Below are 25,378 nucleotides of genomic sequence, written 5' to 3' on the forward strand. Positions count from 1 at the left end.
GATGAACCCTACCGACCTTGGCCTCTTGATCGACGACGACGAACTGTATGTGCGCACCTTGCAGCGCAGCCTGTCGCGTCGCGGTCTGGAAACCCGAACCGCCACGGGCATCGCCGAAGCGCTGCGCGTGGCCGAGGAAATCCGGCCGGCCTTCGCGCTGGTGGATTTGCGCCTGGGCGAAGACTCCGGCCTGACGCTCATCCGCCCCTTGCGCGCGCTGCGTGCCGACATGCGCATCCTGCTGGTCACCGGTTACGCCAGCGTGGCCACCGCCGTGGAAGCCATCAAGCGCGGCGCGGACGACTACCTGCCCAAGCCCGCCACCGCGCCGATGATCCTGCGCACGCTGGGGTTGGTGAAGCCAGAATCCGTTACGATCGAAACGACCATGACGCCGTTGCACCGCCTAGAATGGGAGCACATTCATCAGGCGCTGCACGAAACCGGCGGTAATGTTTCCGCGGCGGCGCGTCTTCTGGGCATGCACCGGCGGTCATTGCAGCGCAAGCTGGCAAAAAAACCAGGGCCGGAACGCGAAGTGCTCGTCGACTGATTTGTGCGGGTGCGACACATCTTTACAACACCCCATGTGCAGGTGCGACATATCGTCGCACCCCCTGCACCCCTCCCGGGGCAGTTGCTCCCCTAGGAAAACCCTGTATCTGCCCCGATGGGGGCAGATTCCTCCCAGGCAATGCGACCATGTGTCGCATGCTTGACGGATATCAAGCCGATAGGATGGACGTTGCTGCCTAGCAGCATTCCAGTCTGCTGCTACGCAGCATTTCCAACCATCCATCCAAGGCTGTACGTGAAACACCCCCTCCTTGCGACCCTAACGCGCATTTTTGGCGTCGGCGCGGTCATGCTGCTTGGCGGCTGCAACATGGAAATTCTCTCTCCCAAGGGAGACATTGGCGCCCAGGAAAAGACTTTGCTGTTCACGGCGACGGGGCTGATGCTCATCGTTGTGATTCCAGTACTGTTCATGATCGTGGCGTTTGCGTGGAAATATCGCGCATCCAATACCAAAGCTGACTACCAGCCCAAGTGGGCCCACTCCACGGCGATTGAAGTCGTAGTTTGGACCGTTCCTTGTATCATCGTGGCGATTCTCGCCGTGATCACCTGGCGCTCCACGCACGCGCTGGACCCCTACAAGCCGCTCGTTTCCGAACACAAGCCCGTCACCATCGAGGTGGTGTCGCTGGATTGGAAGTGGCTGTTCATCTACCCCGAGTACGACATCGCCACAGTGAACGAGATTGCGTTCCCCGTGGACGTTCCGGTCAACTTCCGGATCACGTCGGCATCGGTCATGAATTCGTTCTTCATCCCCCAGCTGGGCAGCCAGATCTACTCGATGGCCGGCATGGAGACGAAGTTGCACCTGAATGCGCGCGAAGCTGGCACCTATGCCGGCATCTCGGCCAACTACAGCGGCGCCGGTTTCTCCGGCATGCGCTTCAAGGCCATCGCGATGCCGCAAGAAGGGTTCGACAACTGGGTCAAGGAAGCCAAGGCTTCTCCCACGGCGCTGACCCCCGAGGTGTATGCGGAACTGACCAAGCGCAGCGAGCGCAACCCGGTCGTCAAGTACTCCTCGGCGCCTCCCGCCATGTTTGATTTCGTCTTGGGCAGCACCATGTCCAAGATGGCCGGTGTGGACTCCGCCACGTGCACGTCCACGTCGAACAATCTGATCGCAGGAATTAACTAACAATGCTCGGGAAACTCACCCTCGAGGCCATTCCGTACCATGAACCTATCGTCATGGTTACGCTGGCCGCCGTGTGCCTGGGAGGCCTAGCGGTCTTCGGCGCCATCACTTACTTCGGCAAGTGGAAGTACCTGTGGACGGAATGGCTGACCTCCGTCGACCACAAGCGCATCGGCGTGATGTACATCATCGTCGCGCTGATCATGCTGCTGCGCGGCTTTGCCGACGCCATCATGATGCGTACCCAGTTGGCGGTGGCATCCGCTGACTCCGCCGGCTTCTTGCCACCCCATCACTACGACCAGATCTTCACCGCCCACGGCGTCATCATGATTTTCTTCATGGCGATGCCCTTCATTACCGGGCTGATGAACATCGTGGTGCCGCTGCAAATCGGCGCCCGCGACGTGGCCTACCCGTTCCTGAACTCGCTGAGCTTCTGGCTGTTCGGTGCTGGCGTCGCGCTGATGATGATCTCGCTGTTCGTGGGCGAATTCGCCGCGACCGGCTGGCTCGCCTATCCGCCGTTGTCTGGGCTGGACTACAGCCCAAGCGTCGGGGTGGACTACTACATCTGGGCGCTCCAGATATCAGGGTTGGGCACAACACTTAGCGGTATCAACTTCATCGTGACCATCCTGCGCATGCGCGCACCGGGCATGAGCCTGATGAAGATGCCGATTTTCACGTGGACCTCGCTGGTCACCAACGTGCTGATCGTCGCCGCCTTCCCCGTCCTGGCCGCAACCCTTGCGCTCTTGACGATGGACCGCTACCTGGGCACGCACTTCTTCACGAACGACATGGGCGGCAACGTCATGATGTACGTGAACCTGATCTGGATCTGGGGTCACCCCGAGGTCTACATCCTGGTGCTGCCGGCGTTTGGCGTGTATTCGGAAGTGGTTGCCACCTTTGCCCGCAAGACGCTGTTCGGCTACAAGTCCATGGTTTACGCCACGGCCGCCATTGGCGTGCTGTCGTTCCTGGTCTGGCTGCACCACTTCTTCACGATGGGTGCGGGGGCCAACGTCAATGCCTTCTTCGGCATTGCAACGATGATTATCTCGATCCCGACGGGCGCGAAGATTTTCAACTGGCTGTTCACCATCTACCGCGGCCGCCTGCGCATCACGACGCCGGTGCTGTGGACGCTGGGCTTCATGATCGTCTTCGTCATCGGCGGCATGACCGGCGTGATGCTGGCCATCCCCGGCGTGTCCTTCGTGCTGCACAACAGCTTGTTCCTGATCGCCCACTTCCACAACACCATCATCGGTGGCGTGGTGTTCGGTTGTATCGCCGGTATGACGTACTGGTTCCCCAAGGCATTCGGCTTCACGCTGAATGAGCGCCTGGGCCGCTACTCGTTCTACTGCTGGTTCGTTGGTTTCTTCATGGCCTTCATGCCCCTGTACATCCTGGGCTTCAAGGGCATGACGCGTCGCCTGAACCACTACGACAACCCCGAATGGCAGCCGTACCTGCTGGTTGCGCTGGCTGGCGCCGCGCTGATCATGCTGGGCATCTGGTTCCTGCTGCAGCAAGTGTTTGTGTCGGTTCGCCAACGCAAGCAAAACCAGGACGTCACGGGCGATCCCTGGGATGGCCGTACCCTGGAATGGTCGATTTCGTCGCCGGCTCCTTTCTACAACTTCGCCCACGTTCCTCACGTTGATGAGCTGGACCAGTTCTGGGAAGACAAGCAAAGCGGCAAGGCCTACAAGCGCCCGGCCAAGTACGAAGACATCCACATGCCGCGTAACACCGGCGCTGGCGTCTACATCGGTTTGTTCGGCCTGGTGATGTGCTTCGCGCTGATCTGGCACATCTGGTGGCTCGCCGCCGCCGGTTTCGTCGGCATGATCGGTGCGTTCATCGCCCGTGCCTACGACCGCGACGTCGATTACTGGGTCCCGGCCGCGGAAGTCGAACGCATCGAAAACGCTCACTTTGACAAAATGCAGAAGGCCGCCTGAGCCATGATTCAAGCCGTAGCCACTCACCCCCACGCGGGTCACGACGATCACGCGCATCACGACGATGGGTCCAAAACCGTTTTCGGTTTCTGGGTCTATCTGATGAGCGATTTGCTGATCTTTTCGGTGCTGTTCGCCACGTTCGCGGTGTTGTCCAACGCCACCGCGGGCGGCCCCACGGGCAAGGAACTGTTCGATCTGAAGTTCGTGCTGGTCGAAACGCTGTTGCTGTTGTTCTCCAGCTTCACCTTCGGCATGGCCAACCTGAACGTGCACGCCAACAACAAGTCCCGCGCAATGGGCTGGTTGATGGTGACGTTCCTGTTCGGCGCGGGCTTTATCGCGATGGAAGTCTGGGAATTCCATCACCTGATCACTGAAGGCGCCGGCCCCGGCCGCAGTGCTTACCTGTCGGCGTTCTTCACGCTGATCGGCACGCACGGCCTGCACGTCACCTTCGGCCTGATCTGGATCATCGTGCTGCTGGACATGATCCGCCGCCATGGCCTGGACTCGATCAACAAGCGTCGTCTGGCGTGCCTGAGCCTGTTCTGGCACTTCCTGGACATCGTCTGGATCTGCGTCTTCACCTTCGTCTATCTCATGGGAGCCATCTGATGTCGCACTCCGCTGCGGCCGCACACGGCCACGACGATCACGCCGCCGACCACGGCAGCCTGAAGTCCTACATCATCGGTTTCGTGCTCTCGCTGTTGCTCACCTTCGGCTCGTTCGGCCTGGTGATGCACGGTGCGCTGTCGCACACCATCACCATCGTCGGCGTCGTTGCCCTGTGCGTGCTCCAGTTGCTGGTGCAACTGGTGTACTTCCTGCACATGGGCGCGTCGAAGTCGGCACGCGACAACCTCGCCGCGTTCGTCTTCACCGTGCTGATCATCGCCATCATCGTCGGCGGTTCGGCATGGGTGCTGTACAACATGAACGTCAACATGGGCCACGCCATGTAATGACGGTTTGCCGTTGACGCGGTTTGCACGCGTCAATGCAAAAAAAACAGGCGCCTTCGGGCGCCTGTTTTGTTTTGCGGATTGATCCGGGATTGATCCGGGATTGGTCCTGGGGTCGCCCGGCGTAGCCCCCGGGGCTAGCGCGTCTACTGTGCTGGCGCCTTTACATTGAGCGTCACATTGGCGCGCGCGGCCAGCTCGCGGGCAGTCACCCCCACGAAAGGCTGCACGCGCGACGCCTGATTCAAATCGCAACTGGCCGCGCCCTGCGCCCCTTCCATGACCTGCCGAATCGCCCGCGCGCCCATCGGGCTGATGGGGCCGCTGTCGCTCAACTGCCAGGCCAGCATGTCGGCCACCGCCATGCCGCAACGCCACGGCGTGCGGTACAGCCCCGCATCGTGCTCCAGCAGCAGCTTGGCCTTGGCTTCCTTGCCCAGCCGCAACATGGTCACCAGCGGCAAGGCGTCGGCGTCCACCACGCCATCGATCCGCACGCTGGGGTCCGTGCGGTCCGAGGCGTCAGCGCCCTGCTCCAGCCACTGCTGGTAAAGATCGTCAGGCAGCCACGGCAGGCTGAGCGGCGCAATCATGTTGTTGGCGATGCCCGTTGCATCATTGGCGCGGGTCAGCGGCACACCGGCGGCCAAGAGCCGATCCGCCGTGGCGCGCAGCTTGGCGCGCTGGCCATCCCATTCGGCGCTGTTCTGCTTGATGGTTGAACGGATCTCCAGCTGATTCCACACCGCCAGCAGGCTGGACAGCGATTCGGGCGTCAACGGCGCTTGTGGCGATCGGGCAGCTTGCGCCAACTGGTCCACCAGCGCCGGCTGCATCATGCGCGCGGCTAGCGTCAGCGCTTCGTTCAGGCCATTGCGTTCCGGCGTCTTGCTGGCGCTGTAGCCGCCCACCGCCGGGTCCACGCCATGGGCCAGCGCGTAAGTAACCCGTTCCGGTATGGGATACACGACCGTCGGCGTGAACTCGCCGTTGATAGCCCCGCGCAACGCTTCCAGCAATGGCGTTTCCCACATGCCCTGGTTGCCGTAGTACATGCGGATGTAGGCGGCGTTGATGTCGGCGCCCTTGGCCAGCAGCGCGTCGGCAAACCACAGGGTCTTGGGGCTTTGCATGGCCGCATGCAGCGCAGTTCGCCCATTCTTTTCGCGCACGTTCGGGTTGGCGCCCTTGGCCAGCAGATAGTTCAGCGCGTCCTTGTCTTCGCTGTAGTACGAAATGCGCCGTATCAGCAGCGGCGTGCCACTGGAATCCAGCACATCCATCGGCGCGCCCGCTGCGATCAAGGCATCGGCCAGCGCATAGCGTTCTGCGGCGGGACGCGTGTCGCGGCCATCGGGCAGCGCGCTGGCCAAGAGCACATAGCCGTTGTTCGCGCCGTCGGCGCGCGCGCCCGCCGCCAACAACAGCTGCACCGTATCCAGCTGCTTGCGCGATACGGCCACCGCCAGCGCCGACGTGCCGTTCTCGTTCACGCCGTTCGGGTCTTGCCCGCTTGAGAGTTCGGCGCGCACGGCGTTCAGGTCGTCGGCCTGGATCGCCTTGAAGATCGCAAGCCGCGGCCGGCAGACGTCGGCGGTAAGCGTCGCTTCGTTCAAGGCAACACCGATGCGGGTCGCGATGTTGGCGGGAATGGGTTCCTTGGCCGTCAGGCGGCGCGAGCAGTACAGGCGGTAGTCCTCGCGAGCCAGGGCTTGAAAATAGTCACGCTTGTCACGCGTCTTTTCGCCGTGCTTCCAGCGTGCGTCGGCACGGTTCAGGTACGCCGCCGTGCGCGACGGGTCACGGCGCAGCACCTCGGTCAAGATGCGGTCGGCTTGCGCCGTGTCGCCCGATTCGGCCAGCCAGAAACCATAGTCGTTCAACGCAGTGAGCAGGTCGGCATCCTTGCCGGTGGGATCGATCTCGCGGTAGTCCTGTTCCATGACGAAGCGGCGCAAGTCTGCCAGCGCGCGATTGAACTCGGCCGTCTTCGCGCGCGGGATGGCGCGCGCAACTTGATGCAGCGTGCGGAACGTGGCGGTTATGTCGACGGGCGTCTGATATTCGAAACGGACTTCGGCAGGAAACGCCTTCATGCGCACGGGGTAATCGGTCAGGGCCGCGCGCAAGGTGACAAGCGCCTGCGCCTTCCTGGCCTCGTCCCAGGGCCGATCAGCGGTCACGACGGCCAACCCCGCATCGGCATGGACCGAGGCGGCAACGCCCTGGGCATCCACCAGGAAGCCATCGGCCTGCGTGTCGTCGGAACCGCTATAGGAATAGCCCACCCAGTAAACCGTTTCGGCGTTGCGCGGGGTGCGGACCACCACCCGTTCTTCCCGCGAAGCGCTCCACTTGGCCGGGTCGATCGCAAGCGGCTGCGAACGGAAATCCAGGCTGAATTCCTTGCCCGCGCCGCGCGTATACCGGTACAGGTACAACCGGTTTTCCATCTGCCCGACCACGACGGCGTCCTTGACGTTCTCGGTACCCCAGGCACGGCGTTCCGGTTCGCGCAGCGGGTAGCGCGACAACCGAACGGACTCGATCACGGCGCCGATATCGGACGCCACGGCGGGTTGCGGCGTGGCCGCCATGCCAGCCAGCGCGACCAGAACGGCGCCGAACAAACGGGAAACTGTGGGATGAAAGCGCTGCATGCGGGGCGGGAATACCAGGGAATCGGGGACGCTGATGATACCCCTCGCGCCAAATATCCCCGGGTATGTCCTGAGTAAATTTTGTCCACAATATCGCCAGAATGGTCTGTGTTCCGTTATATATTTCGAAACATAACGACTTCATTAACAGCTTAACCATTTCGCGACTGCCGCTACCCCCATGGACGCCGTGCTGACCCCATCCCCCGCCCAGGCTGACCTTGTCAAGCCGGCCCAACGGTTTGCGCGCGCCCTGCTGCATCACGCACCGCCCGGCCACCCCGATGCGGGATTCTTCGCCACCGTCATCGGCACGAGCCTGGCGCATCAGGATTTATCGCGCAGCGGCCTGTGCCCGCAAGAGCTGACCGAGCTGCTAGGCCACCTGTTCCCCGGCGCGTTGGCCTCGGGCGAAGACCGGCTGGCCGCGCTGGCCGAGCAATACGCGGGCTATGTCACGTATGGCCGGGGCGATCCGAAACCTGGCTTTACCTTGCTGTTGCGGGTGCTGCTGGATGCCTATCGCGCGCCAGAACCGGAAACCACGCCGTGGGTCACGGGCGTGCTGGTGCATGCCTGCCTGCGGCCCGATCATCTGTGGCGCGACCTGGGTTTGTCTGGCCGCGAAGACGTCACGTTTCTGCTGGCGCGCCACTACCCCGGGCTGGTCGTGCGCAACGTGCGCAACCTGCGCTGGAAGAAATTCCTGGCCTATTCCGCCTGCGAACATGCGGGCTTGCCGCCATCGGCCGCGCCCGGCTGCCCCAACTGCGAAGACTACGACGTCTGCTACACGGACACGCCGGACTGAGCTGCCCGCAGCTAGAACCAGTACGGGGCGCTCACGCCCGCCCCATAGCTAGAACCGGTAGGCCGCGCTCACGCCCACCGCGCAGCTAGAACCGGTAGGCCGCGCCCACCCCGATCCCGGCGCTGCGCCCGGCGGCCGGTTCGTAATAGCGTCCATTGCTTTCATTGACGATCACCGAACCCGCGTAGCGTTTGTCGAACAGGTTATCCACACGCGCGTAGGCGTTGAGCTCCCACGGCCCCAGCCGCTTCACGTAACCCGCGCTCACCGCCGCCACGAAGTAGCCGGGCGCGTCTTGATCATTGGCATCGTTCACATAGATCTTGCTAAGCGCGCGCCCTTCCACCGACGCCTGCCAGCCTTCGGGCGGCGCCCAGGCCAACGACGCGAACACGGCCTGGCGCGCGATGCCAGGGATTTTGTTGCCGGCGCGGATGTCTGCCCCGCTATCGTCGGCGTAGCGCGCGTTCAGCCACGTATAGGCAAACTGCGTGCGCCAATGCGGCGCGAATTCGCCCGTCCACCCAAGCTCCACGCCGTCGCGCCGGGTGCGCCCAGCGTTCTGGTAACTGGTGCGCCCGCCCGAGCTGCCCGCCGACACGATTTCGTCGTCGGTACGGGTGTGGAACACCGCTGCCGTCGCCAGCCCACCGGCCAACCTCGCTTTGACGCCACCCTCCAGATTGGTGCTGAGCGCGGGCGACAAGCCGAAGTTCAAGCCAGGCTGGCCGCCGGGCCGGTACGAGATCTCGTTAAGTGTCGGGGTTTCAAAGCCCCGGCCATACGAGGCATAAACACTCACATCGGAACTGACCGCATAGCGCACGGCGGCCACGGGCAAGGCTTTGCGATAGCGGGCGTCGCCGCTGTCATCGCCGTTGCCGGGCACGATGTAATGATCGTTGGAATCGAAGCGCACGGTGCTGTACCGCAGCCCGGCATCCAAGGTCCAGCGCGGCGACACCTTCCATGAGGCCTGCACATACGGGTCGGCGCTGTAGACGGTGTTGGTCTCGTCGCGCCGCAACGCGCCCTGCACGCCCAGCTGTTGATTGGCGCCTGTGCCGGTGAAATTCTGATAGCCCTTGCGGTCTTCCCGCAGGGAATCGTAAGAGAAGCCGCCGATGAGCGTCAGCGGCCGGCCCGCCATGTCCAGTTCCGACGTCCAGCGCACGTCCGCGCCGCCGTATTGGCGCGCCAGATCAATGACGCCGCCCGCCTGCGTGGGCGCCAATTGCGCGGCCGGGGGAATCGATTGGTACTGCGTGGTGTCGCGCTGGCCGTAATACGCCATCACGCGCAAGGTGTTGCGGCCATCCACCTGCCGTTCGTAGACCACGCCGCCCTGCGTCTGCCGCACCGTTTTACGGGTGTCGTATTGCTGCGCCAGGGGCGCGGCCCGCGGGTCGTCTTGAAACTGCTGATACGTCAGGCCCAAGGGGTCCTGCGCCTTCAGGTCCACGCTGTTGGCGACGATGGTCAGGCGGCTGGCGTCGTCCAGTTGCAGGCCCAGCTTGGCATTGGCCAGGTTCTTGCGGGCGGCGCTGTGGTCGCGATAGCCGTCTGTCGTAAAGCGTGTCAGGTCCACCACGTAATCCAGTTCCCCTGCGCCCGTCCCGGTGACGCCACTGGCTTTCGCGCCGTAACGCCACGTGCCGAAACTGCCCGCCCACGCGCTGGCCGCAAGCGATGGCGGCGCCGCGCCGTCTTCCGTATAGACCTGAATGACGCCACCCGAGGAATTGCCATACAGCGCGGAAAACGGGCCGCGCAACACTTCAACGCGGTCGATGGAGCCGATGTCGATATTGGAGGTCTGCCCCTGCCCGTCCGGCATCGTCGCGGGGATGCCGTCCACGTACAGCCGCACCCCGCGCACGCCAAAGGTCGAGCGCGCGCCGAATCCCCGGCTGGAAATCTGCAAGTCCTGCGCGTAGTTCTGCCGGTTCTGGATCTGCAACCCCGGCACGCCGGCCAACCCTTCCGACAGATTGATCTGAGGCTGCCCGCGACGCATCGCCACGCCGTCGACCACATCCACCGAGGCGGGCGTATCCAGTACCGATGTATCCAGGCGCGTACCGGTAACGACTACCGGGGACAGCGTGGACTCGGCCTCTTGCGCCCAGGCGCCGTTAACCATCCCCACCGCCAGCGACCCGCGCGCGAGCCATCGCAGCCCTTGGTGCACCTTCCTCGGCCGCAATGCCGCGCGCCGATCCGCCCGCTCCGTCAAATCCTTCTCCCGTACTCAAAAAGTCTGGCCCGCCCCATTGGAAATCCCGGGCGGGAATAGGTTCTAATAGCCGCCATGGAACCCATGCAAGACATCGAACGCCGCCTGCTCGAACTGGAGGTCAAGTCCAGCTTCTCGGACGACCTGCTGGAACAGCTGAACCAGATCATCGTGCGGCAGCAACAGCAAATTGACCGTCTACAGCGCGAAGTGGCAGACCTGCGCCAGCAGGCCCCGGAAGGCGCAGCGCCTTTTCGCAGCCTGCGCGACGAACTGCCGCCGCATTATTGACGTTCTGACGCTGACGTTCAGACGCAGACGTTCTGACGCCGACGTTCCGACGCTGACGTTCAAACGCCGACGTTCCAACGCCGACGTCACGCTGCTGCCCCTGCACGCCTGACGCCACGCTAGTAACGGTACCGCAGCAACCGCCCCAAGCGGCGCAGCGGCAATACCCGCCGCATCAACCACAACCCCATGCGCGCACGCCAGCTCAGCCTGGCCAGCTGCCTGCTATCGCTGGCTTCTTCCATCCCCTGCTCGATGCGCAGGCGCATGCCCGGCACCTGGGCCTCCAGGTTCTGCGGATTTTCCAGGCTCCAGCGCATCACGGCGCCCGTCGCCCGGAACATGCGGTTGCGCCGCGCCAGCGCCAAGCCCAGCCGGTTATAGGCGTCGAACGCGATCTCGCCGGTGGGAAATTGCGTGGTCACCACACGCATCAGTTGCAGCACCTCTTCCTCTTGTAAGTACAGGAACAGGCCTTCGGCCACCACCAGCGCCGGCTTGTCGGTGGGAATCTGCGCGAGCCAGCCCAGATCCGACAGTGGCGAACCAATCAGCGCGTAACCGGGGCGCGACGGGTACAGCGCACGCCGCAGGGCGATGACGTCGGGGTAGTCCACGTCGAACCAGTTGACGTCTGCCGGCGGGTCCACCCGAAACACCCGGCTGTCCAGCCCGCATCCCAGATGCAGCACCGTGGCGCCGTTGTGGGCGGCGATGAACTCGCGCACCCAGCCGTCCAGCGAATACGCCCGCATCGCCAAGCCAATCATCTCGTCGCGGCGCATGCGCAACGCGGAAAAGTCGTGGTCGATCCGCGCCACAGCGTCGGCCGCGTAGCGGTCTTGCAACAGGGAATCGGGCAGGCGGCTTTCTTCTGCCTTGGCAAACAGCGTGATCAGCAGCGTGGCTTTTTCACGTGTCAGATGGACCTTTTCCATGCCAGTTTCCAGGAGACAGAGGGCACGCTATCGATTCCATGAATGGAGACTATCGAATAAATCGAACGATATCTTTCCATTGATGGAAATATCTTTTACCGATATCCGGGTTTATCCCTAGCCTGACTCGGCGCAGAATTCAGTCATCGGGAAACAGCAACGAACCACGACGGATAGGCCGCCGGATTCGCCCCCAGGCTCTTGAAATCGGAGATTTACCATGAAGAAGACCCTCGCTACCGCACTGATGTTGTCCTTGGCCGCCCTGAGCGCTGGCGCCTACGCATCGCAAAACATCGAACCCAACAACGTGCCGTTCCAAGGCGTTTACGGCACCCAGTACGAAGGCCCGACCCGCGCCCAGGTGCAAGCCGAACTGGCTGCCGCCAAGGCCGCTGGCCTGGTCACCAACGTCGAACCGAACAACGTGCCCTTCCAAGGCGTTTACGGCGCGCCCCAATCGGGCAAGACCCGCGCCGATGTGCAGGCTGAACTCGCCGCCGCCAAGGCCGCAGGCCAAGTGTCCAACGTTGAACCGAACGACATGCCATTCGCGGGCGTCTATCACAGCAACTGATCTGCCCCGGGGCCACGCGCCCCGGCCTCACGATTACCGCGATTTACCCTCCCCTTGTTGTACCTTGGCCGCCGGCAATCTGGCGGCCTTTTTTTTACGTGGCGCATGGCTTGGCGTACTATCGGCTCCATTGCACGCATAACAATCTGGTCAATAAGAAGGGAGCCTATCTTGAGATATACCCACGTTCTTGCCGCCCTGCTCGTCGCAGGCGGTATGTCGGCAGCGGCGGTCGCCGCGCCGCCGGTGATGCTGAACAACTCGCTCATCACTCAGATTCCCAAGGGCGACCGGACCTCGTTCCACGAAGCTATCGCGCAAGCGTTGAACAGCTCGGCCGACGGCCAGCGCACCGAATGGGCCAGCAAGACTCAGCCCAAGCGGGCCGCGCCGATCACCGTGCAGCTCACGCCGACGCAAACGTCGACGGTCAAGGACAACCGCACGTGCCGCTTCCTGGTGGCAGATTTCGCGCGCACCAGCACCACGGAAAAATGGCAATTCTGGTTCTGCAAAATGCCCGACGGCACCTGGAAGGCCAGCAGCACTTGATAAGGTGTTGACGCGAATCGTTCGCCAAGAAAATGGCCCCCAGCGGGGCCATTTTTATTACTGCAACGCGAAAGGGCCACACGAAGTGTCCCCGCTTACCTCAACCCTGCACGCCGCACCATTGCGCGATGAACAGCGCGATGGTCTTGGTGATGAGGCGTACCGATTCAAGATGCACGCGTTCGTCAAAGCCGTGGATGTCCAGTGACTTGGGGCCGTAAACCAAGGTGGGCATATCGCCATAGATGACGAAGACGCGGGCGTCCAGATAGCCTGGCGTGGTGAAGCTTTGCAGTTCGCTTTGAAACGCCTGGCGGTGGCACTCGCGTAGCGTGTTTTCTGCGTCGGAGCCTTCTTCCAGCACGTAGCCTTCGGCGTAGAAGCCGGTGTATGTGACGGTGGGTGGCGTTCCGCCCAGGCGGGGGTCGGATACGGCGTCTCGCAGGCAGGCGTCGATCTCGGCGCGCGCTTCGTCCGCCGTCGTGCCGGGGTAGATGGCGGCACGCACATCGAATTCGCACCACGGCGGCACGGTGGAGGGCCAGTCGCCGCCTTCGATCTTGCCGATGTTGAAGTTGATGGGGTGGTCCAGGTGTTCAAAATGGCGGTGGCAGTGGTGCTGCCCGTTCCACTTGGTTTCCAGCTTGCGCAGCGCTTCGATGGTGGCGTAGGCGGCGTCGATGGCGTTGAAACCGTTGGCCATTTCGCGTGTGTGCGTGGGGTGGCCTTGCACGCGGACCTTGAACCACAACACGCCCACGTTGGCGCGCACCAGCATGTTTTCTTCGGGTTCGGGAATGATGACCGCATCGGCCTTGTAACCGCGCAACAGCGCAGCCAGCGCGCCGTTACCCGTGCATTCCTCTTCGACCACCGATTGGAAATAGATCGGCGCTGCCGGTGCGTAGCCCGCCGCGCGCAGGGCGTCGTAGGCGAACAGATTGGCGGCCAGGCCGGCCTTCATGTCGGCGGCGCCGCGGCCATACATCCAGCCGTCGATGATGGCCGGGTCCCAGGGTGAACGGCTCCACATGTCCTGCGGCCCCGTGGGCACCACGTCCACATGCCCGTTCAAGATCAGCGACCGCCCGGTCTGCACGTCGGGCCGGTAGGTGCCGACCACATTGAATGCGTTCTCGTATGAGACCGTGACGGGACCAAAGCCCGGATGGGACTCGATGTCCTTGACGTCGATCTTCCAGCGGTCCATCGCAAAGCCGCGTTGGCGCATCGCCTCGTACAAGAAGTCCTGCGCGGTGTGCTCCTGCTCGCGCAGCGAGGGAAAGCGCACCAGATCCTGCGTGAAAGCCAACTGCGCATCGAAGCGGTCATCCACCGCCTGCAAAATGCGGCGCGTCTGTTCGGCCGTCAGTGCGGCGGGGGGGTGAGCGGTATCCATGATGTCTCCTTGAAGTGAACGTCGGGCGCGGCCTCAGGCGGCGGGCGTCACGGCGCGAGGGGTAGTAGCGTGGCGCGGCTTGTGGTTGGCCAGGCCCCATATCGAAACGAGCGTGATGGCCGACAGCGCGGAATAGAACAGCGCCAGCGGCAGCCATTGGCCGGGATACTGATGCGACAGCCAGGTGCCGATCAACGGCGTGAAGCCGCCCGCGACAGCGCCGCACAGCTGATACGACAGCGAAATTCCCGAGTAGCGCACGTGGGTCTCGAAAGCCGCGCTGATGAAGCCGGCCATGGCTGAATAGATGGTCGCCATGAACACCAGCACGATCGCGATGCCGGCAACGATGCTGAGCGGCGTGGCGTGGCTGACCAACACGAACATCGGATACGGCGCCACTACCGAGCACGCCGCCGCGATCATCAACACACGCGACGTGCCCAGCGATTCAGCGAACCAGGCGGCCAGCGGTTGCACGATCAGCTGGATGATGGCCACGGCGAACAGGCAGTCCAGGATCATCGCGCGGTCCAGGCCCAGCGTCTGCGTGGTGTAGGCCAGCATGAATGTGTTGGTGAAGTAGATGCCGCCGATCGCCACGGTGCACACGCCCATGCACAGCAACACCGTTCGCCAGGCGGTGCGCAAAACTTCACGCGCCGGGACTTCGGACGTTTCCTGCTGCGCCAGCACCTTGGCGAAGTCAGGCGATTCGCTGACCCCGACGCGGATGAAATAGCCCACCCCCAGCAGCACAGCGCTGACCAGGAACGGGATACGCCAGCCCCAGGCCAGAAAGTCGGCTTCGTCCAGGGTCGTGATCAGACGAAACGCCACCAGCGACAGAATCAAACCCGCCGGGCTGCCCAACTGTGCGAAGGACGCGGCGAAGGTGCGTCGACGCTGTGATGCGTGTTCGCCCGCCATCAGCACTGCGCCGCCCCATTCGCCGCCCACGGCCAGGCCTTGCGCCAGACGCAGCAACAACAACAGCGCGGGCGCGAGCATGCCGGCCTGCGCATAGCTGGGCAACAGGCCGATACCCACGGTGGCCACACCCATGATGATCAACGTGGCCATCAGCGCATTCTTGCGTCCGACACGGTCGCCCAGATGGCCGAACACCAGGCCGCCCAATGGCCGCGCAAGAAAGCCCGCCGCGAACGTGCCAAAGGACGCCATCGTGCTGACAAACGGATCGGCGGTGGGAAAGAACACCTTGCCGAACACCAGCGCGGCGGCCGTGGCGTAAATGTAGAAGTCGTACCACTCGATGGTGGTGCCGATGAATGCCGCGGCAGCGGCGCGCACGGGCTGCCTGGTGGCGGATGAGCGGGCGGGGGCCGACATGTTTTCTCCTTGGATTTTTGGATTTGATGGCGGCTTTATCGCCCGGGCCCGTGGGGGTGGTCAATTTCTGATTTCTTATCATCGACTTAAATTAAATTAATGTTGCGCTATGATGGCCGGCGGTGCCCTTGCCGGCCGCCCGCCGCCCACCAATTCTTTATCGATCAAGGTGTTATGAAGGAACCATTGATTGCCCCAACGACGATTGCACGCGTGGGCGACCGCCTGGACTGGAATCTTCTGCGGACGTTTCTGGTGATCGCTCAAGAGCGCAGCATTAGCGGCGCTGCTATCAAGCTGCACCTGACCCAGTCGGCGGTCAGCCAGGCGCTGCGCCGGCTTGAACAACAGCTGGACCGCAGGCTGATCGAGCGGCATCACTCCAAATTCGCCATCACCCCGGCCGGAGAAGAGGTGCGCCAAGCCGCCTTGGCCATCCATGGAAACGTGTCGCAGCTGGTCAGCGACGTGGCGCAGGCGGAAGAAGAAACGGTGGGCCGAATCCATCTGCTGGTGGCCAGCCGCATCCATTCGGCGGTGTATGACGAGTTCTGGGTGCGCTTTCATCGCGCGCACCCGCGCATTGAAGTCCAGCTGGACGTGCTGCCCAGCAGCGAGATCGCGAACGTGCTGCAACAGCGGGGCGCGACGGCCGGCATCGCGCTATGCCGGCAAATTCCAAAGCGGCTGGAACACAAGCTATTCCTGCAACAGCGCTACGCCATGTTCTGCGGCAAGCACCATCCGCTGTTCGGGCGCACGGACATCCGCATGGAAGATCTGCTGAACGAGAATTTTGTCTCGTTCGCCAGCGACGCCTTGGGCGACAGCCTGTCGCCCTTGACCATCTTTCGCGATCAGCGCGGGTTTTCGGGCAGCATCATCGCCACGTCCTCACAGCATGACGAGGTGAAGCGCCTGCTGGTGGCGGGCTTCGGCATCGGCTGCCTGCCCGAACACAGCGTGCAGGCCGATCTGGCGGAAGGCCGCCTATGGCGTTTGCCGCCGGGCGAAGGCGTGTGCGCCGCCGACCTGCATCTGCTTTGGCACGGGGATGCGCACCGCAGCGCGGCCGAGGACCTGTTCATTACCGCGTTCCGCGACCATATCGACAACTATTCGCTGCCCCAGCGGCTGCTGCCCCACCTGCCCTGAATACTAGCGCCCGCCGCATCGGCGCGCGCATGAAGAAACGCCCCGGCAAGCGGCACGCGTGTGCGGCTTGTCGGGGCGTTGATGCCTGGCGGGCGCGTTGCGCGCCGCGTGCCTGGGTCTTAGACGGCAGCGTCCACCCGGTTGGCGTCCAGCACGGTCATGGCCGTCATGTTGATGATGCGGCGCACCGTCGAGCTCGACGTCAAAATGTGCACCGGCGCATTCGCGCCCAGCAGGAACGGGCCCACCGCCACGTTGCCGCCCGCTGCCGTCTTGAGCAGGTTGTAGGCGATGTTGCCGGAGTCCACGTTCGGGCACACCAGCAGATTCGCTTCGCCCTTCAACGTGGACGACGGCAGGATGCGCATGCGCAGCGCTTCGTCCAGCGCGCAGTCGCCGTGCATTTCGCCGTCGATCTCGATTTCGGGCGCCGCTTCGCGCACCAGTTCCAGCGCACGGCGCATCTTGGCGCCCGAGGCCGAGCTGCCCGAACCGAAGTTCGACCGCGACAGCAACGCCACCTTCGGCGCCAGATTCATGCGGGCCATTTCGTGCGCGGCCATCACGGTGAATTCAGCGATCTGCTCAGCCGTGGGCTCGTCGTTCACGTGCGTGTCCACCAGCACCACCGTGCGCTCGTTGAGCAGCAGGATGTTCATGGCGGCGTACACGTTGTGGCCCGGGCGGCGGCCGATCACTTCATCCACGAAGCGCAGGTGGTCGTGATACGCGCCCACCGTGCCGCAGACCATGCCGTCGGCGTCGCCCAGGTGCACCATCATCGCGCCAATCAAGGTCAGACGGCGGCGCATTTCCACGCGCGCCATTTCCTTGGTGATGCCACGACGGCACATCAGTTCCCAGTACGTCGTCCAGTATTGATGGAAGCGTTCGTCGTATTCCGGGTTGGTGACTTCGACGTCTTCGCCCAGACGCAGGCGCAGGCCGAATTTCTCGATGCGCGACAGCAACACCGCGGGGCGGCCGACCAGGATGGGACGCGCCAGGCCTTCGTCCACAATCACTTGCACCGCACGCAGCACGCGTTCGTCTTCGCCTTCGGTGAACACGATGCGCGACTTGCCGCCACCGCGCACGATGCGCTTGGCAGCCGAGAACAGCGGCTTCATGAACGCGCCCGAGTGGTACACGAACTGCTGCAACTGCTCTGCGTAGGCTTCCAAGTCGGCCAGCGGGCGCGTGGCGACACCACCGTCCATGGCGGCCTTGGCCACGGCCGGGGCGATGCGCACGATCAGGCGCGGGTCGAACGGCTTGGGGATCAGGTATTCGGGGCCGAACGAGATGTCATAGGTGCCGTAAGCGGCCGCCACGACTTCGTTCTGTTCCTCTTCGGCCAGTTGCGCAATGGCGTACACCGCCGCCATTTCCATTTCACGCGTGATGGTGGTGGCGCCCACGTCCAGCGCGCCACGGAAAATGTACGGGAAGCACAGCACGTTGTTGACCTGGTTCGGGTAGTCCGAACGGCCCGTGGCCATGACCACGTCGTCGCGCACGCCGTGCGCCACTTCCGGCAGGATTTCCGGCGTGGGGTTGGCCAGCGCCAGAATCAGCGGGCGCGTGCCCATGGCGGCAACCATCTCGGGTTTCAGCACGCCGCCTGCCGACAGGCCCAGGAACACGTCGGCGTCCTGGATCACTTCGGCCAGCTTGCGGGCGTCGGTTTTCTGCGCAAAGCGCGCTTTGTCCGGGTCCATCAGCACGGTGCGGCCTTCATAGACCACGCCTTCGATGTCCGTCACCCAGATGTTTTCCAGCGGCAGACCCAGGTCCACCATCAGGTCCAGGCAAGCCAAGGCAGCGGCGCCCGCGCCCGAGGTCACAACCTTGACCTTCTTGATGTCTTTACCCACGACCTTCAGGCCGTTGATGAAGGCCGCCGACACGGTGATGGCGGTGCCGTGCTGGTCATCGTGGAAAACCGGGATCTTCATGCGTTCACGGAGCTTGCGCTCGACGGTGAAGCATTCCGGGGCCTTGATGTCTTCCAGGTTGATGCCGCCGAAGGTGGCTTCCAGGCCGGCGATGATCTCAACCAGCTTGTCCGGGTCGGTTTCGTTGATTTCGATGTCAAAAACATCCAGGCCGGCGAACTTCTTGAACAGCACCGCCTTGCCTTCCATGACGGGCTTGGACGCCAGCGCGCCGATATTGCCCAAACCCAGCACGGCCGTGCCGTTGGTGATCACGCCCACCAGGTTGCCGCGCGCCGTGTAGCGGTAGACATTGGACGGGTCCGCCACGATCTCTTCGCAGGCAGACGCCACGCCGGGCGAGTATGCCAGCGCCAGGTCGCGCTGGTTGACGAGCGGCTTGGAGGCCACCACCGAAATCTTCCCCGGGGTGGGGAACTCGTGATAGTCCAGGGCTGCCTGGCGGTCGGATTGCGTGTTCATGGGGGCTTGTGCCTCGCTGTCTTGAAATATGGAAAAATTCTAGGCTCCAAGACATAAGGTGATCATTCGGATTTAATATCGTCCCATTACCCTAACCTTATGATCTGTCTATGACAGCCTTTGACCCGGATGCCGTCATCCGGAAACTGACCTCGCGCCTGAAGATGCGCCACCTGATGCTGCTGCTGCAAATCGAGCAGCATGGGTCGCTGACCCGGGTGGCGGAACATATGGCCACCAGCCAGCCCGCCGTGACGAACGCTCTGGCCGAACTGGAAAGCATGTTCGATGTGCCGCTGTTCGACCGCTCGGTGCGCGGCATGACCCCGACGCCGCTGGGCGCCGTCGTGCTGGCGCGCGCGCGCGGCCTGGTCCACGACCTGGGCCATCTGGTGCAGGAAATGGAAGCGGTGGCGGCCGGCCATGCCGCGCATCTGCACATCGGCGTCATCCCCTTCGTGTCGGGGCAGATGCTGTCGGCGGCCATCAGCCGCACGCTGCCGCAAGGGCGGCGCATCACCGCCACCATCCACGAAGGCCAGGGGCCGGCGCTGCTGCGCCAGCTGCGCGACCACACGCTGGACATCGTTGTCGGCTGGGCGACGCCATCGGTGGACCTGAGCAATATCGATTTTGAAGTGCTCTACCACCAGCAGCCCCGGCTGATCGCCAGCCGCCGTCTGGCTGCAAGGCTGGGGCGGTCTCGGCTGGAGTGGAACCGGCTGGCGGATCTGGACTGGATTCTCGGCACCCCGGGCAGCCCCATCCGCGAACAGGTGGCCGATATTTTCCTGCGCGCGGGGCTCGCGCCCCCGCCGCCCTCCGTGCAGAGCGATTCGTCCAAGCTGATTGGCGAAATGATCGTGGCAAGCGACCGCGCCGTGTCGATCCTGCCCGCCGATATCGCCGACGAACTGGTGCGCATTGCCGGTGCAGCCATCGTGCCGTATTCCTTTGACTGGACCTTGCCGCCAATTTCACTGTTCACGCGCGCGGACGGGTTGCGGCGCAATGTCGACGCCTTGTTCGCGTCGGCGCTGCGCGAGGTCTACACAAAAGGCGCGCGTCCCGGCAACTAGGCGGCTTGCGAAATTGCTAAGGATTGCAAGGGACGTGGCCACGGCGCCGCGCGCCCTCCTATACTTTCGGCGCCCCCGTATTACGCAGGAAGCACGTCGTTGTTCACCCCCATGCTCCCCCGCGCGACCCGCCGCGCGCTTGCCCTGATCGCCATCACCGCACTGACCGCCCTGTCCGGATGCAGCTCCCTGCTGAGCGAAGGCACGGGCGCCGGTGCGGGTATCGCCGGCACCGCGATCGCCAACAAAGTCACCGATAACCCCAACGTCGCCACCGGCATCGGCCTGGGCGTGCAGGCGGGCGCGAAAGCCGCGCTGGCCTACGCGCAACGCAAGACGCGCGGCGAAGAACAGGACGCCATCGCCAAGGCCGCCGGGCCGCTGGACGTGGGCGCGGTGGCGCACTGGAACGTCAAGCACCAGCTCCCCATTGAAAGCGACGCGCAAGGCCAGGTCACCGTCAGCCGCTTGATTGGCGGCGTGGGGCTGGCTTGCAAGGAAGTCGTGTTTTCGATCGACACGCCCGCAGAGAAACCCGGCGCCGACCCGGTGCGCGAGTTCTACATCACGACAGTCTGCCGCGACGGCGAGCAATGGCGATGGGCCAGCGCCGAGCCGGCCACGGCGCGTTGGGGGTCGTTACAGTGATGCGCCGTGCTGGCTTGTTGGCGCTGGCCGCCTGCCTGGGGCTTAGCGGCTGCCAAAGCTCGTCGATTGGCGGCGCAGCGGGCGCGGTGGTGGGAACGGCCAGTGGCGCCGCCACCGCCAACCCGGTCGTGGGCTACGCCATCGGCGTAACGGTGCAGGCCGCCGTGGACGCCACCGTGAAATACGTGCTGCGCGAATGGAAGAACGATCAGCAAAACGTCATGGCCAATGCAGCCGGCGAATTGCCCATTGGCCAGGTGCGGCAATGGCAGATTCGCCACACGCTGCCCGTAGGCAATGAACGCGGCGGCATCCAGGTGGTGCGCGACATCGACACGGCGCTGACCCGCTGCCGCGAAGTGCTGTTCACGGTGGAACAGGACGACGCGCCCGCGCCCGCCTATACCAGCATGATCTGCCGGCAGCAGAGCGGGCAATGGAAATGGGCGGCGGCGGAGCCCGCCGTCGCACGCTGGAACGGCTTGCAGTAAGCCGCTTGATTGCGCCGGGATAGTCAAGCGATACTGGCCGGGCATCCCGCTGCAATTGCCACACCGCCTTTGCCTCGCTTACCCGCCATGTCCTCAGGCCAATTCGTCATGCATCGCAGTGCGCTCGCCGGTGTGCAGGCCGTGGCCGCGCACAGCCGGCGCGCGTTCGGGCGGCACATGCATGACCAGTTCGGCATCGGCGTCATGCGTCAAGGCGCACAGGTATCGCACAGCGGGCGCGGACAGGTCGAGGCCGGCCCCGGCCACGTCATCACCGTCAACCCCGGTGAAATTCACGATGGCGCGCCGATCGGCGACGGCGCGCGAGCCTGGCAGATGCTGTACCTGGACCCGGACGTGGTTGCGCAAGCCGTGGCCGAACTTTATGCCGACGGCGGCACGCCACCCACTTACGAATTCGAACACCCCGCCAGCGACCACCCTGGTTTGGCCCGCGATGTGCTGGCGCTTTACGCACATGCCACGCACGGCGCCGCGCCACTGGCCTGCGACGCGCTGCTGCTGCGCATTCTGATAAACGCGTGCAGCCCGACCGCGAGTGGGCGGCGGACGGAATACCTGCCCGGCATGCCCGATGCCATTCGTCATGCCCGCAGCCTGATCGACGACGATCCTGCCGCGTCGCTATCGCTGGCGGATCTTGCCACCGCAAGCGGACTTAGCCGCTACCAAGTGCTGCGCGCCTTTGCCCGCGCCACCAGCATGACGCCCCACGCGTACCAGATGCAGCGCCGCCTGCTGCGCGCGCGCCAGTTGATCCGCCATGGCATAACGCTGGCCGATGCAGCAGCCGCTAGCGGCTTTGCCGACCAAAGCCATATGACGCGGCTGTTCGTGCGCACCTATGGCGTGTCGCCCCGCCATTACGCACTGGCCGCGCGCTGAGCGGCCCCGCGCTGCAATTTCGTTCAAGACTCGCCGCCGCCCTGCCCGATAGGCTGCTTGCTTCTCAACCCTGATGGGGACCAAGCATGCGTGAAAAATGGCTGGGTTATGCCTGCCTGGCGGGGGCCATGATGCTGGTGGGCAGCACGGTGGTCGCCAGCAAAATCATTGCAGCGGGCCTGCCGCCTTTCACCGCGACGGCGCTGCGCTTTGCCATTGCGCTGCCCTGCTTCGCGGTGTTGATGGCCGCAACGGGCGCACGCCTGCCTCGGCTGGACCGGCGCGATTGGATGCTGCTTGCCGCGCAAGCCATAGCCGGCAGCGTCGGCTACACCACCCTGTTGATCGCCGGGCTGCAACGCGCCACGGCGGTGGACGGCGGCATCATTCTGGGAACGCTGCCATTGGTCACTGCCGGCATCGCGATCGTGTTGTTGGGGGAACGCCCCGGCAAGGCGACATTGGCCGCGATTGCCGCAGCGGGCGTTGGCGTCTGGCTGATGATGCGCGATGCGGCAAGCGCCGGCGGCGCGTCTTCGTGGCTGGGCAACGCGCTGATACTGGGCGCGGTGCTGTGTGAAGGACTGTTCATCTTGCTCAACAAGCGGCTGCGCACGCCGGTGCCAGCGCTTGCACTGTCGACGATCATGACGGCGCTGGGGCTCGCGTTTTCGGCGCTGGCCAGCGTGGCGGAATCCCCGTGGCGCCTGGACTTCTCAGGCGATGCGCTGATGGCCGTTGCCTACTATGCCGTGGTGCCCACGGTGGGCGGCTTCTTGCTTTGGTATGCCGGCGCAGCGCGGGTGCAAGGGTCGGAAGCGGCGCTGTTTACGGCGCTGGCGCCCGTGTCGGCCGTCTTGCTGGCAGCGGGTTTGCTCGGAGAAACCTTGGAAAGCGCGCAGCGCTGGGGCATGGCTTGCGTGCTGGGTGCGGTGCTGCTGTTGGGCGTCGCGAATCGATATGGCCATAAGCGGCCAGAGGCTAGTAGCTAGTGGCGGGCGTACGGCCATAAGCGGCCAGAGGCTGGTAGCTAATGGCGGGCGGCTGATGACCGTCAGTTGATGACAGCCCGCCAGCCTTTAGCCACGGCTGAACGCCAGCGCGAACTCATCCGAAAAAATATCGGCCAGCGCGTGCCGCAACGCCGCGGCGCGCTCAATGCCGTAAGCCGCCTCAAAACGGCTTTGCGCATCTTTCCACAAGCGTTTGGATTCCGACAGCTTCGCGCGGCCCGCATCTGTCAGCGCCACGCGCCGGCTGCGGCCGTCGTGCTCATCGCGTGACATCTGCACATAGCCGTCGCGTTCCAACGGTTTCAGGTTGTGCGCCAAGGCAGAGCGGTCTAGCACCAGCGCGCGCGCCAGGTCCGTCATGGACGGCGTGCCGGCGCGCGCGATGTGAATCAGGATGGAATGCTGCGACACCTTCAAGCCGCAAGGCGCCAGCACCGTGTCATACAGCTGCGACACGCGCCGTGTCGCCTTGCGCAAGGCAGCGCCGTTGCAGACGAGCGGGTCCTGAACAAAAGCGGGGACGGGAGAATCAGCGGGGGGCATGACAGCGGGCACGGACAAAGTGAAGGGAACAAGGTCATAACGCTACTGCCGCAACCGGCGCGCGTCCAGCCTCTTGTTGACAGATATTGGCATATGCACGTAAATTTTATCGCATTGCTTTTGCGTTTTGCCACCGACCTTCCGCCCCACCCCGCGACCGTCCATTTCCACCCTCCTCCGCCCTCTGCCACCGTCCATGTCAGCGACTCCCCCGCCACGCCCCGCCAATGCGCGCTTGCAGGCCATGCTTGAAGCGCCCATCGCCCCCACGCTGGCTCGTCTGGCGTGGCCCAACATCCTGATGATGTCGGCGCAGTCGGCCACGGGGCTGATCGAAACCTGGTTCCTGGCACGGCTGGGCACATCCGTGCTGGCGGGCGTGGCGCTGGTGGTGCCGGTGCTGTTCCTGATGGGCAACATGTCGCAAGGCGCGATGGGCGGCGGCATCTCTGCGGCGGTGGCGCGCGCGTTGGGCGGCGGGCGGCAAGAAGAGGCTGATCAATTAGTGCTGCATGCCGTTGTGCTGAACGCCTTGCTGGGCTTGCTGTTTTGCGTGCTGTTGCTGGCCTTCGGGCCGCAGCTGTACCGCGCGTTGGGGGCCAAAGGCGAAGCGCTGGACGCCGCGTTGGCGTACTCGAACGTCATCTTCGGCGGCATCGTGTTGATGTGGCTGATGAATGCGTTTGCCAGCGTCATCCGCGGCACCGGCAACATGCTGGTGCCAGGCGCGGTGATCTGTGGCGGCGCGCTGCTGCTGATTCCGCTATCGCCCTGCCTGATCTTCGGCTGGGGGCCGTTTCCTGCGCTGGGCGTTGCGGGTGGCGGCTGGGCGCTGGTCATCTACTACGGCGTGGGCGCGCTGATTCTGGGCGCGTACTGCGCCAGCGGCCGCAACCCGGCGCGGCTGGTCGCCAGCCGGCTGCACCTGAGCCTGATGCGCAGCATTCTTAGCGTGGGGGCATTGGCCACGCTGAATCCCTTGTTGACGAATGCGCTGGTGGCGCTGACCGCCGCGCTCGTCGGCGCGTACGCCGGCACCGCTGCGGTGGCGGGCTATGGCATCGCCGTGCGCCTGGAGTATCTGCTGATCCCGATCGCCTTCGGGCTGGGCGCGCCGATGGTGGCGATGGTGGCGTCCAACATCGGCGCGGGCCAACCCGAGCGCGCGATGAAAATTGCGTTGACGGGCGGCGCCATGGCCTTCGTGCTGGCCGAAGCCATCGGCCTGGCGGCGGCATTTTTTCCCGAGGCGTGGCTGCGCTTGTTCGGCGCCGAAGACCACATGCTGGAAGCAGGCGCCACCTACCTGCGCACGGTAGGCCCCGTGTACGGATTTTTCGCGATGGGGTTTTCGATGTACTTCGCCTCACAAGGCGCGGGGCGGCTGAAGTGGCCGTTGCTGGCGGGCTTGCTGCGTCTGCTGATGGCCGTGGGCGCGGGTGGCGTCGCGCTGCATCTGACCGGGTCGCTGACGGTGTTCTTCCTGGTGGCGGCGGTAGCGATGAGCCTTTACGGGCTGATCATCCTGAGCGCTGTCGCGTCCGGCTCGTGGTTCGAACGCGGGCATCTGCGCCGGATTCGGCCTGGGGCGCAGACGTGACAGCGGCTGCGGCCCGCGCAGATGTGACTGGGGCCACAA

General features: G+C 64.1%; 23 protein-coding genes. 16 read left to right on the forward strand and 7 right to left on the reverse strand.

Annotated elements, in window-relative coordinates; all coding sequences use genetic code 11:
* Position 1: 1 nt before the first annotated feature.
* From HV765_RS14220 to cyoD, 5 genes are all read left to right on the forward strand, one after another.
* On the forward strand, positions 2-553 hold the full coding sequence (locus HV765_RS14220; RefSeq protein WP_006221322.1) for a response regulator transcription factor: 552 nt from the start codon (positions 2-4) through the stop codon (positions 551-553).
* Positions 554-811: 258 nt separating this feature from the next.
* A complete protein-coding gene (cyoA, locus tag HV765_RS14225) occupies positions 812-1,720 on the forward strand; it encodes a ubiquinol oxidase subunit II (protein ID WP_054422651.1) in 909 nt (302 codons plus the stop codon).
* A gap of 2 nt (positions 1,721-1,722) precedes the next feature.
* Entirely contained in the window at positions 1,723-3,699 is a 1,977-nt protein-coding gene (gene cyoB / locus HV765_RS14230; RefSeq protein WP_054422652.1) for a cytochrome o ubiquinol oxidase subunit I, read from the forward strand.
* Positions 3,700-3,702: 3 nt separating this feature from the next.
* Complete coding sequence (gene cyoC, locus HV765_RS14235) at positions 3,703-4,317, forward strand: cytochrome o ubiquinol oxidase subunit III (protein ID WP_006222595.1); 615 nt, start codon at positions 3,703-3,705, stop codon at positions 4,315-4,317.
* Entirely contained in the window at positions 4,317-4,667 is a 351-nt protein-coding gene (cyoD, locus tag HV765_RS14240) for a cytochrome o ubiquinol oxidase subunit IV (protein WP_054422653.1), read from the forward strand. Before cyoC ends, cyoD begins: the two co-directional genes overlap by 1 nt.
* 146 nt (positions 4,668-4,813) lie before the next feature.
* On the opposite strand, the gene HV765_RS14245 is transcribed toward cyoD, so the two are convergent.
* Positions 4,814-7,327 (reverse strand): ankyrin repeat domain-containing protein, encoded by a 2,514-nt coding sequence (locus tag HV765_RS14245; RefSeq protein ID WP_175170084.1) that lies wholly within the window; start codon positions 7,325-7,327, stop codon positions 4,814-4,816.
* A 181-nt stretch (positions 7,328-7,508) separates the two neighbouring features.
* On the opposite strand from HV765_RS14245, the gene HV765_RS14250 reads away from it, so the two are divergent.
* On the forward strand, positions 7,509-8,138 hold the full coding sequence (locus tag HV765_RS14250) for a nitrogen fixation protein NifQ (RefSeq protein WP_054422655.1): 630 nt from the start codon (positions 7,509-7,511) through the stop codon (positions 8,136-8,138).
* Positions 8,139-8,223: 85 nt separating this feature from the next.
* Here the strand turns inward: HV765_RS14250 and HV765_RS14255 are convergent, their stop codons facing one another.
* Positions 8,224-10,281 carry a TonB-dependent receptor gene (locus HV765_RS14255; protein ID WP_175170085.1) on the reverse strand — a complete coding sequence of 686 codons (2,058 nt, stop codon included), beginning with the start codon at positions 10,279-10,281 and terminating at the stop codon, positions 8,224-8,226.
* Positions 10,282-10,449: 168 nt separating this feature from the next.
* Between HV765_RS14255 and HV765_RS14260 the strand changes: the two genes are divergently transcribed.
* Positions 10,450-10,665 (forward strand): SlyX family protein, encoded by a 216-nt coding sequence (locus HV765_RS14260; protein ID WP_054422657.1) that lies wholly within the window; start codon positions 10,450-10,452, stop codon positions 10,663-10,665.
* Between the two features lie 119 nt (positions 10,666-10,784).
* Here HV765_RS14260 and HV765_RS14265 read toward each other — a convergent pair whose 3' ends face one another.
* Positions 10,785-11,603 (reverse strand): class I SAM-dependent methyltransferase, encoded by an 819-nt coding sequence (locus tag HV765_RS14265; RefSeq protein WP_175170086.1) that lies wholly within the window; start codon positions 11,601-11,603, stop codon positions 10,785-10,787.
* A gap of 220 nt (positions 11,604-11,823) precedes the next feature.
* Here HV765_RS14265 and HV765_RS14270 point away from each other — a divergent pair, with 220 nt between their 5' ends.
* Together HV765_RS14270 and HV765_RS14275 are read left to right on the forward strand one after the other, a co-directional pair.
* Entirely contained in the window at positions 11,824-12,180 is a 357-nt protein-coding gene (locus HV765_RS14270; RefSeq protein ID WP_054422659.1) for a DUF4148 domain-containing protein, read from the forward strand.
* Positions 12,181-12,351: 171 nt separating this feature from the next.
* Complete coding sequence (locus tag HV765_RS14275; RefSeq protein WP_054422660.1) at positions 12,352-12,732, forward strand: hypothetical protein; 381 nt, start codon at positions 12,352-12,354, stop codon at positions 12,730-12,732.
* 100 nt (positions 12,733-12,832) lie between these two features.
* On the opposite strand, the gene HV765_RS14280 is transcribed toward HV765_RS14275, so the two are convergent.
* Together HV765_RS14280 and HV765_RS14285 are read right to left on the reverse strand one after the other, a co-directional pair.
* A complete protein-coding gene (locus HV765_RS14280) occupies positions 12,833-14,131 on the reverse strand; it encodes an ArgE/DapE family deacylase (RefSeq protein ID WP_175170087.1) in 1,299 nt (432 codons plus the stop codon).
* A gap of 33 nt (positions 14,132-14,164) precedes the next feature.
* Positions 14,165-15,484 (reverse strand): MFS transporter, encoded by a 1,320-nt coding sequence (locus tag HV765_RS14285; protein ID WP_175170088.1) that lies wholly within the window; start codon positions 15,482-15,484, stop codon positions 14,165-14,167.
* 174 nt (positions 15,485-15,658) lie between these two features.
* Between HV765_RS14285 and HV765_RS14290 the strand changes: the two genes are divergently transcribed.
* On the forward strand, positions 15,659-16,639 hold the full coding sequence (locus HV765_RS14290) for a LysR family transcriptional regulator (RefSeq protein WP_175170089.1): 981 nt from the start codon (positions 15,659-15,661) through the stop codon (positions 16,637-16,639).
* A gap of 119 nt (positions 16,640-16,758) precedes the next feature.
* On the opposite strand, the gene HV765_RS14295 is transcribed toward HV765_RS14290, so the two are convergent.
* Positions 16,759-19,059, reverse strand: coding sequence for an NADP-dependent malic enzyme (locus HV765_RS14295; RefSeq protein WP_175170090.1), 2,301 nt, complete (start codon positions 19,057-19,059; stop codon positions 16,759-16,761).
* A 110-nt stretch (positions 19,060-19,169) separates the two neighbouring features.
* On the opposite strand from HV765_RS14295, the gene HV765_RS14300 reads away from it, so the two are divergent.
* The 5 genes from HV765_RS14300 to HV765_RS14320 all read left to right on the forward strand — a co-directional run bounded on the left by HV765_RS14300 (position 19,170) and on the right by HV765_RS14320 (position 23,175).
* Entirely contained in the window at positions 19,170-20,138 is a 969-nt protein-coding gene (locus tag HV765_RS14300) for a LysR substrate-binding domain-containing protein (protein ID WP_054422664.1), read from the forward strand.
* 111 nt (positions 20,139-20,249) lie between these two features.
* Positions 20,250-20,786 (forward strand): hypothetical protein, encoded by a 537-nt coding sequence (locus tag HV765_RS14305; RefSeq protein WP_054422665.1) that lies wholly within the window; start codon positions 20,250-20,252, stop codon positions 20,784-20,786.
* Positions 20,738-21,277, forward strand: coding sequence for a hypothetical protein (locus HV765_RS14310; protein ID WP_254600569.1), 540 nt, complete (start codon positions 20,738-20,740; stop codon positions 21,275-21,277). The genes HV765_RS14305 and HV765_RS14310 overlap by 49 nt, the downstream gene beginning before the upstream one ends.
* Before the next feature lie 87 nt (positions 21,278-21,364).
* Positions 21,365-22,183, forward strand: a complete 819-nt coding sequence (locus HV765_RS14315; RefSeq protein ID WP_175170091.1) for an AraC family transcriptional regulator — start codon at positions 21,365-21,367, stop codon at positions 22,181-22,183.
* An 86-nt stretch (positions 22,184-22,269) separates the two neighbouring features.
* Positions 22,270-23,175 carry a DMT family transporter gene (locus HV765_RS14320; protein ID WP_175170092.1) on the forward strand — a complete coding sequence of 302 codons (906 nt, stop codon included), beginning with the start codon at positions 22,270-22,272 and terminating at the stop codon, positions 23,173-23,175.
* Positions 23,176-23,262: 87 nt separating this feature from the next.
* Here HV765_RS14320 and HV765_RS14325 read toward each other — a convergent pair whose 3' ends face one another.
* Positions 23,263-23,739, reverse strand: a complete 477-nt coding sequence (locus tag HV765_RS14325) for a MarR family winged helix-turn-helix transcriptional regulator (RefSeq protein ID WP_054422668.1) — start codon at positions 23,737-23,739, stop codon at positions 23,263-23,265.
* A 196-nt stretch (positions 23,740-23,935) separates the two neighbouring features.
* On the opposite strand from HV765_RS14325, the gene HV765_RS14330 reads away from it, so the two are divergent.
* A complete protein-coding gene (locus HV765_RS14330; RefSeq protein ID WP_054422669.1) occupies positions 23,936-25,339 on the forward strand; it encodes an MATE family efflux transporter in 1,404 nt (467 codons plus the stop codon).
* Positions 25,340-25,378: the final 39 nt, after the last annotated feature.

The organism is Achromobacter kerstersii, from assembly GCF_902859595.1.
GTDB classification, from domain to species: Bacteria; Pseudomonadota; Gammaproteobacteria; order Burkholderiales; family Burkholderiaceae_B; genus Achromobacter; species Achromobacter kerstersii.

Excerpts from the sequence above, each read along its gene's own strand:
- HV765_RS14285 (WP_175170088.1), bottom strand. The coding sequence starts at position 15,484 with ATGTCGGCCCCCGCCCGCTCATCCGCCACCAGGCAGCCCGTGCGCGCC.
- HV765_RS14260 (WP_054422657.1), top strand. The coding sequence starts at position 10,450 with ATGGAACCCATGCAAGACATCGAACGCCGCCTGCTCGAACTGGAGGTC.
- HV765_RS14300 (WP_054422664.1), top strand. The coding sequence starts at position 19,170 with ATGACAGCCTTTGACCCGGATGCCGTCATCCGGAAACTGACCTCGCGC.
- HV765_RS14270 (WP_054422659.1), top strand. The coding sequence starts at position 11,824 with ATGAAGAAGACCCTCGCTACCGCACTGATGTTGTCCTTGGCCGCCCTG.
- HV765_RS14295 (WP_175170090.1), bottom strand. The coding sequence starts at position 19,059 with ATGAACACGCAATCCGACCGCCAGGCAGCCCTGGACTATCACGAGTTC.
- HV765_RS14305 (WP_054422665.1), top strand. The coding sequence starts at position 20,250 with ATGCTCCCCCGCGCGACCCGCCGCGCGCTTGCCCTGATCGCCATCACC.
- HV765_RS14330 (WP_054422669.1), top strand. The coding sequence starts at position 23,936 with ATGTCAGCGACTCCCCCGCCACGCCCCGCCAATGCGCGCTTGCAGGCC.
- HV765_RS14315 (WP_175170091.1), top strand. The coding sequence starts at position 21,365 with ATGTCCTCAGGCCAATTCGTCATGCATCGCAGTGCGCTCGCCGGTGTG.
- cyoD (WP_054422653.1), top strand. The coding sequence starts at position 4,317 with ATGTCGCACTCCGCTGCGGCCGCACACGGCCACGACGATCACGCCGCC.
- HV765_RS14290 (WP_175170089.1), top strand. The coding sequence starts at position 15,659 with ATGAAGGAACCATTGATTGCCCCAACGACGATTGCACGCGTGGGCGAC.
- HV765_RS14265 (WP_175170086.1), bottom strand. The coding sequence starts at position 11,603 with ATGGAAAAGGTCCATCTGACACGTGAAAAAGCCACGCTGCTGATCACG.
- cyoC (WP_006222595.1), top strand. The coding sequence starts at position 3,703 with ATGATTCAAGCCGTAGCCACTCACCCCCACGCGGGTCACGACGATCAC.
- HV765_RS14280 (WP_175170087.1), bottom strand. The coding sequence starts at position 14,131 with ATGGATACCGCTCACCCCCCCGCCGCACTGACGGCCGAACAGACGCGC.
- HV765_RS14220 (WP_006221322.1), top strand. The coding sequence starts at position 2 with ATGAACCCTACCGACCTTGGCCTCTTGATCGACGACGACGAACTGTAT.
- HV765_RS14320 (WP_175170092.1), top strand. The coding sequence starts at position 22,270 with ATGCGTGAAAAATGGCTGGGTTATGCCTGCCTGGCGGGGGCCATGATG.
- HV765_RS14245 (WP_175170084.1), bottom strand. The coding sequence starts at position 7,327 with ATGCAGCGCTTTCATCCCACAGTTTCCCGTTTGTTCGGCGCCGTTCTG.
- HV765_RS14310 (WP_254600569.1), top strand. The coding sequence starts at position 20,738 with ATGGGCCAGCGCCGAGCCGGCCACGGCGCGTTGGGGGTCGTTACAGTG.
- HV765_RS14255 (WP_175170085.1), bottom strand. The coding sequence starts at position 10,281 with ATGGTTAACGGCGCCTGGGCGCAAGAGGCCGAGTCCACGCTGTCCCCG.
- HV765_RS14250 (WP_054422655.1), top strand. The coding sequence starts at position 7,509 with ATGGACGCCGTGCTGACCCCATCCCCCGCCCAGGCTGACCTTGTCAAG.
- HV765_RS14325 (WP_054422668.1), bottom strand. The coding sequence starts at position 23,739 with ATGCCCCCCGCTGATTCTCCCGTCCCCGCTTTTGTTCAGGACCCGCTC.
- cyoB (WP_054422652.1), top strand. The coding sequence starts at position 1,723 with ATGCTCGGGAAACTCACCCTCGAGGCCATTCCGTACCATGAACCTATC.